The following is a 13,281-nucleotide window of genomic DNA, read 5'->3' on the forward strand; positions in this document are numbered from 1 at the left end:
AATTTGTGGTTTTTTGTGAAATGTGGGGTATTATAGCATAAAAATAATCTCTATATCCTTGTATTACAACATTTTATTCAACCATCCATTTTAACTCACATTGAGATTGCATTGCACAGAAACTGGTATATACATTCTCACACAAAGCTTAGTATAATACTCATATAATAAACACAAAAATAGAAAAGGAAATACTATGCTGCCACATTTTCTACAAAATATAGAGATTAATGATGGATTTGACTTGCTTGTGATTTTACGCCAACATTATAATGTCGGGGATAAGCAAAGTTGGTGGTGGCCTAGCTTTTTTTCTTTGCGTGTAGAAAATGGCATTGAGATAAATGGAGCAGCACAGATTGAGATGGATTTAAGCCTTTGCTTTGCTGCTATTTTAGGACAGAATACAAAGTATGAATATGCTGCTACTAGCCTTAGCAACCTCTACATGTTTTTTTATAATAATCTTACAAAAAACCCAAATGATGATATACAGCTATATAGCAATTATCCTAATCCACAACTCACACAAATCGCCCAGCCGCATTATCAAGATTTAATACTCAAGCAACTCGCAAATCTTTTACCACAAGATATTATGCCTCTTATTAGAATCTCTGGATTCTATCAGCAAAAAGCAACGCGTTTAATCGCTCTCGCACAAAATATCATAAAGGATTTTGAAACTTTTCATAATTTCTCACTGCATGTTACAAAAGAGTGGCTTTTATCTCAAAAAGGCATTGGGCTTGAGAGTGCATCAAGTATTTTAAACTATGCGTTAAAAAGAGAAGAAATGGTGGTTGATAGCTATACACAACGCTTACTTGGGCATTGCGGTTTGCTTTTTGATGATTATCACTCAATGCAAGACTTTTTAACACAGAATCTTTATAGGGCAAGTGATTTGTATGGTGATATGCCATTAGCACAAATTATGGCAAGGTTTCATGGAAAAATCGTTGAATGTAGTAAGCAGTATAAATTGGCAAAACTTACTTATTAAGATAAGATTCTATATCGATATACATAGCTTAAAATAGTTTCTACTTTTTTTGTCATTTTGAGCGTAGCGAAAAATCTTTAAAGTATAGAATCTAAAAAAGATTCTCTACTCTTTTCAAAGACACAATACGATAAACATATAAACCACGCAACATTATTAAAGCATTATCATAAAACATCATTCCCATTTACAAGCAATCTTGCGGCTTGTTTTGCATGCAAGATAAAGCTTTGGGCGATATTATCAAGGCGGTTAAATGGTAATTTAAATAGCACAATATCAGCACATTTTCCAGCTTTAAGACTACCATTATTTAAGCCTAGTGCTTTTGCGCTATTACGCGTGATAGAATAGATTAAATCCTTGCTTAAAGATTCTATATCTTGTGCTTTATCTTGACTAAGTGTCGCAAAAAGTGCGTAACGAATCTCTTCTAAAATATCAACATCAGCATTCGAGCTTTTACCATCAGTAGCAATGATATGATTTAATCCCATTTTGCCCTGCAATAAGAGATTAGACCTAGGGCAAGAGATAATAGAGCCTTGCTTTAATAGTCTCTCTTTAAGATTAGAATCTGTATGAAGGCAATGCACAAAAAGCGTGTTTATATCACTTAGTAAATCTAAAAAACTATCTATGCTAAAATGTGCTTTTGCATCTTTTACCTGAAAATTCTTTGCATAAAATTCCTTAAAATACCCTGTATTCTCACTTAGCCATTCTAGCTCTTGCCTAGATTCTAAAAAATGTGTTGAAAGCAAAAGGTTATAACGCATAGCAAGCTCAACCACATAATGTGCTATTTTTGGATTTATGGAATATGGTGCGTGCAGGGCTAATGCGGGGGTAAATGTAGCATTTTTTAAAGACAAAGTCTTTTCAAGGCGATTTGAGATATTTAGGGCTTGTTGTGTGAAATCACTCTCCATTGCCCCTAACACTTCATGGCAATAAATCACTTTGAGTTTAGAATCTAATAATAACTCTAAATCCAAATCATAGCTACTGATCGCACAGACACTGCCCACGCCACTACGCTTTTGCGTCTTTATAGCCTGCTGCATTGCCTGTGTATTGTGCTTTAGGACTTCACCACGATTTGCCATGACACTATCAAGCCATATATCAAAATCCCCATAGCAAAAACTTGTATCATTTTTGCTAAACTCAAAATGTATATGAGAGTTAATAAAGGCTGGTAGCATAACATGATTTTTATAAAATACAAAATCGCAATTACTATACTTTTGTCTCAATGAATTAAAATCGCCAACTTCTTTAATCATACCAGAATCAATGATAATACCACCATGTTCTACAACCTCCCATGTCTCATCGCAAGGGAGCATTATGCTTGTGCCTATGAGTTTCATATCTGTCCTTATTATTTTAAACATTAGAATCTTTTGTATTATAGCAATAAGTATTCTTTCTTAACAGCATATAGATTTTTTGCATACTAATTTTAACAAGCTTTATGCAATACATGTAAATTCCATGAGGTTATCTTGTAGGAAACAAGCTAAAAGTATTGAAAGACAGAATCTAAGCTTTAGCTATATTTGCTATAATTAGGGCTTTGTTTAGATAAGGATTATTATGCGTCAAAGTGCTATGAGTGGCATTTTATTCATGTTTGCTGCTTCACTTACTTTTTCTTTAATGAATGCGTGTGTTAAGCTTTTAGATTCCATGTCTTCTATGGAGCTTATATTTTTTCGTCATGTTTTTACAGCGATTTGTATAGGTATTTGGTGGTGTTTTTACCCACCTTTTAAGCCAGATTCTAAACCACGCAAAAAAGGTGGCTATTTTAGATTACTTATGCGTTCTCTTACAGGTGGTTTAGCTATGCTTGCTATGTTTTATAATATCGCTACTATCTCGCTTGGCACGGCTTCAGCCTTTGCACAGACTATGCCTATTTATATTGTGTTATTTACACTGCTTTTTACAAAAGAGCATGTGAGATTACCCATCATATTAGCAACGATGATAGGCTTTGTTGGGGTGATTTGTATCTGTGATATACGCACTGAAAGTCTAGGGATTGATAATATTATTGCGGGTATTATTAATGGAATCATGATGGCATTAGCTTATATGAGTTTAAAGGATTTGAAAGAATATTTTAATGAATCAAGTATGATTATGGGCTTTGCTATCACTATGGCTGTTGTTGGCGGAGTGTTTATGTTTATTGAGATTCCACATTTATCTGGCTTTAGCATACCAAATGTGCGTGAATGGATAGGTATCCTTATCTTAGGGATACTTGGGACTTTAGGACAAATGTTTCTAACAAGGGCTTTCATACTAGCCCCTGCTGGACTTATATCACCGCTTGATTATATGCGTATTGTATGGGGTGTGATTTTTGGAGTAATGCTTGGAGATTCTCTGCCTAATATGATGACATTAAGCGGCATTACACTCATTATCATATCTGGTGTTTTGATAGCTATGCCTGTGTTTTTACAAGACTATAAAAAGTATAAAAACAAGAGTCTAAAACCTTAGACTTTTAAATGATATTTTATATATTTTATAGATAATGTAAGAAATATACAACATGATCTATATTCATGCAAAAAATTCTAACACTCTGTTTTGTTGTGGAGTCGGTATTTAAGGTGTAAAATTTGGATTTTATAGTAGGTGTCTCACTGCATTAATATGATGAGATTGTTAGATTTAGAATCTAATCTCTAACATTCTATAAATTCTCCCACAAGCCTTTCAATCTTTGGAGCAGCACTTACAGCAGATTCTATAAAGCATATACTAAAATACCCATCAAACCAGCTAGATTCTAAATTATTTAACACACTCTTTTTTGCGTATTGGCTAAATTGTGCGACATTTAGCACCTCCCCACTTGTGCCAATGCAGACAAATAAGCTATTCTCACTCTCACTTAGTCTCTCTAGCTCTCTAGCTAACAAGACATAGTTTGGGGCATATTCGCTAAACATTACAATATTATGCCGCAAAGATTCTTCCCCACAAGATTCACATATAAGTTTTGGCATAGCTTGATAACCAATATTTGTGATAGTCTCACACAATTCACAACGCACTTCAGGTAAGAATCCGTGCAAGTGAATGACATCTTTACACCCAGCTCGTTCCAACAAGTCATCTACATTTTGCGTGATAACAACCACTTCTTGCGGATAGTTTGCTTTGAGCCTTGCTATCATCTTATGTGCGGCATTTGGATTAACTTCTCCTAATTGAATGCGTCTTTTATCATAGAAATCTAGCACTTTCTGCCTATCCTTAGCAAAGCCACTCGCACTGCAGACTTCCATAATGTCAAACTCTTCCCATAAGCCATCATTATCACGGAATGTTCGCAATCCACTCTCCGCACTAAGCCCTGCCCCGCTAAATATCATCACTCGTTTAGAATCTGTCTGTTTAGTATCTATCATTGTAATTCCTTGTTTTGCTAAAAAGTTAGAGTATAGTTCTCATCATTTTAGGGTGAGGGCAAAAACTCTCTTTTGGATTTTGTACTCAATGTTATCACGCTCAATAACAAGATATTTAGAATCATTCCTACAACCCATATTTGTTTTTACTCAATATAAGATTCTAAAAGCGGCATACCACCTTGTATATCCTTACTAAAAGTTTTGCCAAGTATGGAATCTAGCTTTAATGGCGACATGCCAAAACAAGGTCTCACACATGCAATATTCTCAAGGCTTATTATCTCTCCAGCCTTAACATCTTTTGAGACAAAAAGGCTACGCCCAAAGTTTCGCCCCTTTTTCTCTTTAGAATCTATATGCGATTCTATAATGGGTAGTAATCCTCTCTCTTTATCACACATTTTAGAATCGTTATCATAAAAATCTTTTGCTAACTCACAAATTTCACGCACGCTATTTACCATAAGGCTAAATTCATTCACATCAAGGCTAAATGCACTATCTACACCACCTAGATTCTTATCTAAAATAAAATGCTTTTCAATCACACTCACACCACAGAGTGTCGCCATCAGTGGCACACTAATGCCTAGTGTATGATCAGATAAGCCAACCTTTACATTATAGTGTTTCCATTGCTCTTTTATCGCTTGAATGTTTGTGAGTTTTGCATCACTCAATGCGGCAGGATATGCGGATATGCAATAAAGAAGTGTAATAGATTCATTATCTTTTAGAATCTCTAAAGCATGTTTTATCTCATCATCATTTGCTATTCCAAGTGAAAGAATCACGGGCTTTTTTGTCGTTGCTATTGCTTTTAAAAGTGGGGTGTGCATGACTTCAAAGCTTGCGATTTTATAGATAGGGCAATTTAGATTTTCTAAAAACTCTACCCCTTCCACACTAAAAGGTGTGCTAAAAGATTCTAAACCTAAAGTATGTGCTAAGTCAAATATCTCTTTATGCCACTCCCATGGCATTTGTGCGTCTTCATAAAGCTCCCATAAATATGAATCTTTCCATAATCCATCATTAATCCTAAAATACTCATTTTTATAAGGCAGGGTAAGGCAGCTTGGCTTATAGGTCTGCACCTTTATTGCATTTGCACCTGTTTTTGCGATGGCTTCTACACTTTTTAGGGCGACCTCTAGGCTTTGGTTATGATTTGCACTAAGCTCTGCGATGATAAATGGTGTTTGCATGTAATCTCCACATAACAGATTCTATTTAGTATTGTAAGTAAAAATTTTTAAGTTCTTGTGATTTATGCCTGTATTTTTAGAATCTCTTTGTATCGCTCGTATGTCTATATCGTAACATTTGGTTTTGCTATATTATAAACTTACAATAAAATGACAATAAAGCACACACTTTTATGCTATAAAACATTTTCATTTTATACTTAAGGTTCATTATGTCTCATAATAAATCTAGCATTTTTGCTTGGTTACCTGTTTTGTGTGTTACTTTTGGTGCGTTTATCTTTAATACTTCAGAGTTTATACCTATTGGGCTTTTAGGTGCGATTGGCAATGACTTTTCTATGAGTGATTCTGAAGTTGGAGTAATGCTTACTATCTATGCGTGGGTGGTAGCCCTTGCGTCCTTGCCGCTTATGCTCTATTTTGCACAAAGCAATCTTAAATCCCTTATGTTAGGCGTTATTTTTGTATTTGTGCTTAGTCATTTCATCTCTGCTTTATCACAAAATTTCATTATGCTTGTAGCCTCTCGCATCGGTGTAGCCCTATCTCACGCGCTCTTTTGGTCTATCGCTTCTGTTATGGCGGTGCGTGCTGCACCAAAGGGTAAGCAAAGCAGTGCATTGGGCTTTGTGATTACAGGTAGCTCACTTGCTATGATTGTTGGGTTGCCGCTTGGGCGTATGATAGGGCTGTATGTGGATTGGCGGGTGAGCTTTTTGTGTATTGGACTTGTGGCGTTGTGTGTTGGCATTGCTTTCTGGCGGGTGTTTCCTACTATGCCAAACACGCAAAATATTTCGCTAAAAACGCTTCCTACACTTCTGCAAAATAAGGCATTTATGAAGATTTGCTTTCTTACACTTGTGTTTGTGAGCGGACATTTTAGCGCATATACTTATATTGAGCCATTTTTGGAGAATGTGGCGGGGTTTAGGGCGAGTTCTGTTACTTTTATCTTGTGTTTGTTTGGGCTTATGGGTGTGGTAGGGAGTGTGCTATTTGCGAGATTCTATGAGAGATTTCATTTAGCCTTTGTGCGTCTTAGCCTTTTTGGTTTGGGTTTTAGTATGCTTTTATTGTATTTTGTGAGTGAATCAAGTGCTGCTACCACGCTACTTTGTGCGATATGGGGGCTATGCTTTATGCTTTTTGGTGTGATTTTTCAATCACAAGTGATTGCCGCTGTGCCAAATGCTACGGCGGTAGCAATGAGTATTTTTTCAGGTATTTTTAATGTTGGCATAGGCAGTGGGGCGTTGATTGGCGGCTTGGCATATACGCATTTTGGGATAGAATCTATTGGCTTTGTGGCAAGTGGAATATGTGCTGTTGCGGCGTTGTATTTTATGAGTGCTATGGGCTTTGCGAGGGTGTTTAGGAAGTTTAGAAGAGTGTAGCTATTTTTTCTTTTTATGTAAAAGCAGGGTTTGCAAGATAAAAAGGGCAATACCGCAATCAATGATAATATCAGCAAAATTAAATATAGGAAAGTCAAACTTATAATGCCAATAGATATAATCCACAACACCGCCATGTAAAAATCTATCAAGTATATTTGAAGTCCCACCTGCAAGCATAAGCGAAAAAGCGATATAATGCTGTTTAAAAAGATCTTTTTGTGCGAATAAGATTCCAACAATAAGGGCTATAAGACCTACTTGTATGTATTTTAGCCATTCCCCAAGCCATGTAAAAAATGAGAAAGCAACGCCTGTGTTAAAGACAAGGGCGATAGAAATTACAGGCATATCAGCAATCATTACAAAATCATGCAAACTTTGTGGCTGTGCGATATAAATCATTGTGTATTTTATAGCTTGGTCTAGGGCTACAAGGAAAAGAAAAAGTATGCTAAAGTGTCGTATTTGCTTTGACATATTAAAACCTTATGTGAATCTAAAATAAAAGCGGCATTGTAGCAAAATGATATAAATATGTCTTTTAGGACTAGTTGGTTTGTATTTGTGAGATTTAGAATCTATGTTTTATCCATTGCTTATCGACATTTAATCAAAAGCAAATTCTAGATTCTAAACCCAATGCTACACAGCATTTCATTCCACATATTTATCAAATTTATCTATCGTGTTTTCTAAGTATTGTATAAAATCTTTTTCTTTTGGCATGTCTTTATGGGCTTTTATTGTGGATAGCTTGATACATAAAGCAGCACTTGTATCCTTTGCTTGTGTTATTTTTGCTATAAGAACATTACTTTTTTCTAGGATTTCTTTCTGGGCTTGCGGTTGTAATCCTGTGAAAAGATTCAAAAAAGGTTGCACGAAGTTAGATAATGCCTGCATACTTGTCTGCGTGTGTGAATCTAGCGTTTCAATCATATTTAGTGTCATGCTATATGATCTCTCGCCTTTAGTAAAACACTCATTTGTAAGCCTTATGCAATCTTCAATTAACTTTTTAGTTTCATTATGCGTTACTTCTGCTTCTGCTAACATTTTTTCTAAAACATTAGCATTTGACTTATTTTTATCTAAAAAGCTATTTTGATAAGTATTGCTAGTGTCAATATTTATTGTCCTATTTTCCCGCCTTTTATACAGCTTTTTACGCTCTTCTCTATCATTATTAATACGCATTTCACCATTAAAAAAAGTAATGCCATGCTGCTTTAATAGCGATAAAGCATGATTTGCTATGGGAATGTTATTGAAATGATTATAGTATGCGCTACGGATTACATCTTTTTCATAAAAGTTTATAGCAAGTGCATCGATTTTTGCGATATTTTGTTTAAATTGCTCATGCATTTCACGCCCTTTTTTATGGCTAAGTTTTAATCAAGCGGCTTTAGATAAGATTCTAAAAGCTCATTTAAATTTGCATACAATCTATCATAGCCTAATGTTTGCAACTTTTCTAAATCTTTTTGCAATAAATCGCCATGTTCTTTCAAGGCGTTTTTTGCCCCATTTAGCCCCATAAGATTCACATAGCTATTCTTATTGGTATCATTATTTGCGGTTTTGCCTGATATGCTTTCATCTTGTATAGAATCTATAATGTCATCTCGTATTTGAAAATAAAGTCCCAAAACTAGCCCAAAATCATAGAGAAATTTTTGCATATCAAGCGATAAATTCGCAATAATTGCCCCCATCTTTAGACTTGCAGCGATGAGTTTAGCAGTTTTATGTGTATGTATGAATTGCAATTTATCAAGCGGCAGGGTCGTATGCTCGAAATAACAATCAAGGGCTTGACCCAGCACCATACCGCCAATACCGCCATTTTCAGCCAAGCATGAGATAAGCTCTGCAACAACGCTTGGGGCAAAATGTGCGTTTGCAAGCAAATAAAAGCTATAAGTATTAAGCCCATCACCTATAAGGATAGCACTCACCTCATCGTATTTGCAATGAAGCGTGGGATGATTTCGCCGCAACGCCGCATTATCCATAGCAGGCAGGTCATCATGTATGAGTGAGTAGGTATGCAAACACTCAATGCTAAGGCACACATCAAACGCATTTTTTGCTTGTTCTTTTGCCTCCGCACACACAACACTAAGCAGTAAATTAGGGCGGAATCTTTTGCCTCCATTTAGGACCATCTCCCAAAATGCCTTTTCAAAATGCGGATGAAAGCCTGATATTTCTGGTTGATTATCATGCAGATAAGACTCAAACTCATTGCAAGTTTGTTTAAAAAATGACATATTGACACCTCTATATTTTTTGTAATTTTAGCATGAAAGCGTAGGTTTTGGATATGGATTCTATGTGGTGTTATAAATCAAAGCAATCTAACACAAAATCGCATGTTATGAGTTGTTATATTAAGATATAGACTTGCAAAATTATGTGTCCATCTTAATTCTACAAACCATTCCCTACAAGATAAGGCTGCATAGCATGTTTAAAGTTTAGAATCCTTTGTGTGAAGTCCGTAGTATCAAATGTGTCTAAATGTATGATATTAATGCCTGTATATTCATAAATAAACTTATCAACATTCAAGTCAATAACACCATTCATAACAAGGCAGAGAATCTCTATATCACGCTGTTTCAAGGCATTAATGCTTAATATAATATGATTTATTGCCCCAAGATAATATTTACCAACTAAAATCGTTGGTCGCTTGTGATTTTGCATATAATCTAACATACAACTATACTCATCAAGCGGGGAAAATAATCCACCTGCAAGCTCAATTACCACATTATCCCTTGTTGGTAATGCAATATCTAAGCCCTTATATTGCGCATTCTCATACAATTTAGCAATATGTGGTGAAGCCGGTGTTTTAAGACAAACACCCTCACCCAAAACTTCTGTATTCGGGCTAAAACGCTGCACAACTTCACAATCTCTTGGTGTGCCTGCTTGTATAAGCTTAAAATATGCGTAGTTAAAACTCGCACAAAAAGCAGCACTCACATGTGTTTTACCAACATCAGTATGTATCCCACTTATATAAATTTGCATACCATCCCTTTAACTTTGAAGTATTCTCACATGGGAGTGTAGCAAATATTCTCTAAATCATATAAACAGATTGCCATGTCTAGACATAAAATGTAAAAAACCTTGATTTAGCTCTATTGCAAATCAAAACTAGGCTATTATTATAGTCAAGAATGTTTTTTGACAACATATAGAGATTTAATAAACTAGTATTCCATAATTTAAAGCTAAAATATCAGTTCGTTTTGGAATCTCAATTTTACAATTTTTAAAGGAAAGTAACATGGCAATTAAAAAAGTCGTTTTGGCATACAGCGGTGGGCTTGATACAAGCGTGATTTTAAAGTGGCTTGGGGATAACTACAACTGCGAGGTGGTAACCTTCACCGCAGACATTGGGCAGGGCGAGGAAGTAGAACCCGCAAGGGCTAAGGCATTAAAGCTTGGCATTAAAAGTGAGAATATTTTCATTGAGGACTTGAGAGAAGAGTTTATCAAGGATTTTGTATTCCCTATGTTTCGTGCAAACACCATTTATGAGGGCGAGTATCTGCTAGGCACAAGTATCGCGCGACCTTTGATAGCAAAAAGGCTTGTAGAGATAGCAAAAGCCGTTGGAGCGGACGCAGTAGCACACGGCGCAACGGGCAAGGGCAATGACCAAGTGCGATTTGAGCTTGGAGCGTATGCGTTAAATCCCGATATAAAAGTCATCGCCCCTTGGCGTGAGTGGGACTTAAACAGCCGTGAAAAGCTTTTAGCCTATGCAGAATTTGCTGGTATTAGCATTGAGAAAAAGCCTAATAAATCGCCCTATTCAATGGACGCAAACCTGCTTCATATCAGCTATGAAGGGCAGATTCTAGAAGACCCAAATGCCGAGCCTGAAGAGGATATGTGGCGTTGGAGTGTCTCACCGATGAACGCACCAAATGAGGCTCAATCTATCAAGCTGGAGTTTGAAAAGGGTGACGGCGTAGCGATTAATGGAGAGAGACTAAGCCCGGCAAGATTCTGGGCGAAGCTCAATGAGCTAGGGGGCAAACACGGCATAGGGCGGCTTGATTTGGTAGAAAATCGCTATGTGGGTATGAAGTCTCGCGGCTGCTATGAAACGCCCGGTGGCACGATATATCTAAAGGCTCATCGTGCGATAGAATCTTTATGCCTTGATAGAGAGGAAGCGCACTTAAAAGATTCTATTATGCCTCGCTATGCGGAGTTAATCTATAATGGCTATTGGTTTAGCCCAGAGCGAGAGGCACTTCAAGCCTTGATAGATAAGACACAAGAGCGTGTGAGCGGTGTGGTGTCTTTAAAGCTGTATAAAGGCAATGTGATTGTCGTAGGAAGAGAGTCTAAAAACTCACTCTTTAACGCCGCATACAGCACTTTTGAGGAAGATTCTGTATATAATCAAAAGGACGCCGCAGGGTTTATTAAACTCAACGCTTTGCGTTTTATCATTGCTGGGAAAAGCAGGGGGTAGTAGGCTACCTTGCTTGAGTAGGAAATAAAAGTGGCGGAATGTAATGCAACCCTTTAAATCTCCACCTTGTCATACAAAAGCCTTGTCCCCCCCCTGCCATACTGATTATTCTTGTCATACCGACTCTCCCCCTTGTCATACTGATTCCCATTGTCATACTGAGCGTAGCGAAGTATCTACAATGGAATCTAGATTTTTCGCTATCGCTCAAAATGACAAGGAAAATAGTATCAAATAACAAATATAATAAAGTATAATAATGAAATCTTTTATCCACAAGCACAGCGGAGTGAGTAATGAAATCTTTAGAATCTTCCACTTGTCATACTGAGCCTTTAGGCGAAGTATCTAAAACTTTATAACGGAGTGTAATAATGGAATCTTGTAATACAAAATCTAGCTTGGATTTACCTTTAGAATCTCTCTCTTTACAATCCTTTCTACAATCTCTCCATAAAGAGCAATGGCAGGAAGTAAGGCTTGGGGAAGTTGCGGAGATAGTTAGTGGCGGAACACCAAAAACATCAATACCAGAATATTGGAATGGAGAAATCCCTTGGCTATCAGTTGCGGATTTTAATAATGGTAAAAAATATGTTGTTGCAAGTGAAAAATTTATTACACAATTAGGATTGCAAGAAAGTAGCACAAAGTTACTGCAACGAGATGATATTATTATTTCCGCTAGAGGCACGGTAGGTGTAATTGCAATGATACCCTATCCTATGGCTTTTAATCAATCCTGCTATGGTTTAAGGATATGCAGTAATGCACACTCTCACTTTATTTATTATTGTCTTAAAGTTTTTACAAAATATTTTATTCATCAATCGTATGGAGCTGTTTTTGACACTATTACTACAAAAATTCTTAGTGATTTTACCTTTTTACTCCCACCACTTACAATACAACAAAAAATAGCAGAGATTCTAAGTAGCTTTGATGATAAGATAGATTTACTCCATAGACAAAACAAAACTTTAGAATCTCTAGCCCTTACCCTTTTTCGCCATTATTTTATAGACAATCCAAAGCGTGATGAATGGGAAGAAAAACCTTTAAGCGAAATTGCAGAAATACAAAATGGTTATGCCTTTAAAAATAGTGATTATGCGGAACGGGGTATGGAAACCTATGAAGTTTTAAAAATGGGACATATTGAATCTGGTGGGGGATTGCGATATTTTCCAAAGGCACACTATGTGAAAATCAATGATAAGATGACAAAATGGGTATTGAATGAAGATGATATTGTTCTGGCAATGACAGATATGAAAGATAGTTTAGGGATTTTGGGTTATCCTGCTATGGTTGATAAAAGCAATTATTATGTATTAAATCAAAGGGTAGCTAGAATCTACTTAAAATCAAAAGATGATTTTTTGCATAATTATTTTTTATTTTTGTATTTATCCTTACAGGAAAATATTCAAAAACTTCAAAGTTTAGCAAATGGTGGAGTGCAAGTTAATCTATCAACAGAAGCAATTAAAAATTTTACAATCACTATTCCGCCTCTAGAGTTTCAAAGTCAAAACAATCAAGCATTCATAAATATCATTAAAAAATACAAAAACAATCGTAAGCAGATTCAGAATCTCCAAGCAATGCGAGATATGCTATTAAAAGCAATATTTGCTTAGGTGCTGTTATGACTTAGGGGGATATTTCAGCTTTTTTCACGACAAGGAAAAAAGAGGGTTAT

The 13,281-nt window shown here is 36.1% G+C and carries 13 protein-coding genes; 5 read left to right on the forward strand and 8 right to left on the reverse strand.

Annotated elements, in window-relative coordinates:
• Positions 1-196 precede the first annotated feature (196 nt).
• Entirely contained in the window at positions 197-1,006 is an 810-nt protein-coding gene (locus tag C6H17_RS08475; RefSeq protein ID WP_020995991.1) for a hypothetical protein, read from the forward strand.
• 167 nt (positions 1,007-1,173) lie between these two features.
• On the opposite strand, the gene mqnF is transcribed toward C6H17_RS08475, so the two are convergent.
• Complete coding sequence (mqnF, locus tag C6H17_RS08480) at positions 1,174-2,406, reverse strand: aminofutalosine deaminase family hydrolase (RefSeq protein ID WP_005219665.1); 1,233 nt, start codon at positions 2,404-2,406, stop codon at positions 1,174-1,176.
• 202 nt (positions 2,407-2,608) lie between these two features.
• Between mqnF and C6H17_RS08485 the strand changes: the two genes are divergently transcribed.
• A complete protein-coding gene (locus C6H17_RS08485) occupies positions 2,609-3,529 on the forward strand; it encodes a DMT family transporter (protein ID WP_005219668.1) in 921 nt (306 codons plus the stop codon).
• A 188-nt stretch (positions 3,530-3,717) separates the two neighbouring features.
• On the opposite strand, the gene C6H17_RS08490 is transcribed toward C6H17_RS08485, so the two are convergent.
• Positions 3,718-4,446, reverse strand: coding sequence for an SIR2 family NAD-dependent protein deacylase (locus C6H17_RS08490; protein WP_020995989.1), 729 nt, complete (start codon positions 4,444-4,446; stop codon positions 3,718-3,720).
• Positions 4,447-4,592: 146 nt separating this feature from the next.
• Positions 4,593-5,657: a pseudaminic acid synthase gene (pseI, locus tag C6H17_RS08495; RefSeq protein ID WP_005219671.1), complete on the reverse strand. Its 1,065-nt coding sequence runs from the start codon at positions 5,655-5,657 to the stop codon at positions 4,593-4,595.
• A 212-nt stretch (positions 5,658-5,869) separates the two neighbouring features.
• Here pseI and C6H17_RS08500 point away from each other — a divergent pair, with 212 nt between their 5' ends.
• Positions 5,870-7,057, forward strand: coding sequence for a sugar transporter (locus C6H17_RS08500; RefSeq protein ID WP_005219672.1), 1,188 nt, complete (start codon positions 5,870-5,872; stop codon positions 7,055-7,057).
• Here C6H17_RS08500 and lspA read toward each other — a convergent pair whose 3' ends face one another.
• The 4 genes from lspA to bioD all read right to left on the reverse strand — a co-directional run bounded on the left by lspA (position 7,058) and on the right by bioD (position 10,108).
• On the reverse strand, positions 7,058-7,537 hold the full coding sequence (gene lspA, locus C6H17_RS08505; RefSeq protein ID WP_020995988.1) for a signal peptidase II: 480 nt from the start codon (positions 7,535-7,537) through the stop codon (positions 7,058-7,060).
• 177 nt (positions 7,538-7,714) lie between these two features.
• Entirely contained in the window at positions 7,715-8,428 is a 714-nt protein-coding gene (locus C6H17_RS08510; RefSeq protein ID WP_005219674.1) for a hypothetical protein, read from the reverse strand.
• 26 nt (positions 8,429-8,454) lie between these two features.
• On the reverse strand, positions 8,455-9,336 hold the full coding sequence (locus C6H17_RS08515) for a polyprenyl synthetase family protein (protein ID WP_004087522.1): 882 nt from the start codon (positions 9,334-9,336) through the stop codon (positions 8,455-8,457).
• Positions 9,337-9,496: 160 nt separating this feature from the next.
• Positions 9,497-10,108: a dethiobiotin synthase gene (gene bioD / locus C6H17_RS08520; protein ID WP_005219675.1), complete on the reverse strand. Its 612-nt coding sequence runs from the start codon at positions 10,106-10,108 to the stop codon at positions 9,497-9,499.
• 262 nt (positions 10,109-10,370) lie between these two features.
• Here bioD and C6H17_RS08525 point away from each other — a divergent pair, with 262 nt between their 5' ends.
• Entirely contained in the window at positions 10,371-11,576 is a 1,206-nt protein-coding gene (locus tag C6H17_RS08525; RefSeq protein ID WP_005219676.1) for an argininosuccinate synthase, read from the forward strand.
• A 4-nt stretch (positions 11,577-11,580) separates the two neighbouring features.
• Here the strand turns inward: C6H17_RS08525 and C6H17_RS12235 are convergent, their stop codons facing one another.
• Positions 11,581-11,895, reverse strand: a complete 315-nt coding sequence (locus C6H17_RS12235; RefSeq protein WP_158655013.1) for a hypothetical protein — start codon at positions 11,893-11,895, stop codon at positions 11,581-11,583.
• A gap of 55 nt (positions 11,896-11,950) precedes the next feature.
• Here C6H17_RS12235 and C6H17_RS08535 point away from each other — a divergent pair, with 55 nt between their 5' ends.
• Positions 11,951-13,219 (forward strand): restriction endonuclease subunit S, encoded by a 1,269-nt coding sequence (locus C6H17_RS08535; protein WP_020995987.1) that lies wholly within the window; start codon positions 11,951-11,953, stop codon positions 13,217-13,219.
• Positions 13,220-13,281: the final 62 nt, after the last annotated feature.

This window comes from Helicobacter rappini, assembly GCF_900198625.1.
In the GTDB taxonomy this organism is placed as follows: Bacteria; Campylobacterota; Campylobacteria; order Campylobacterales; family Helicobacteraceae; genus Helicobacter_A; species Helicobacter_A rappini.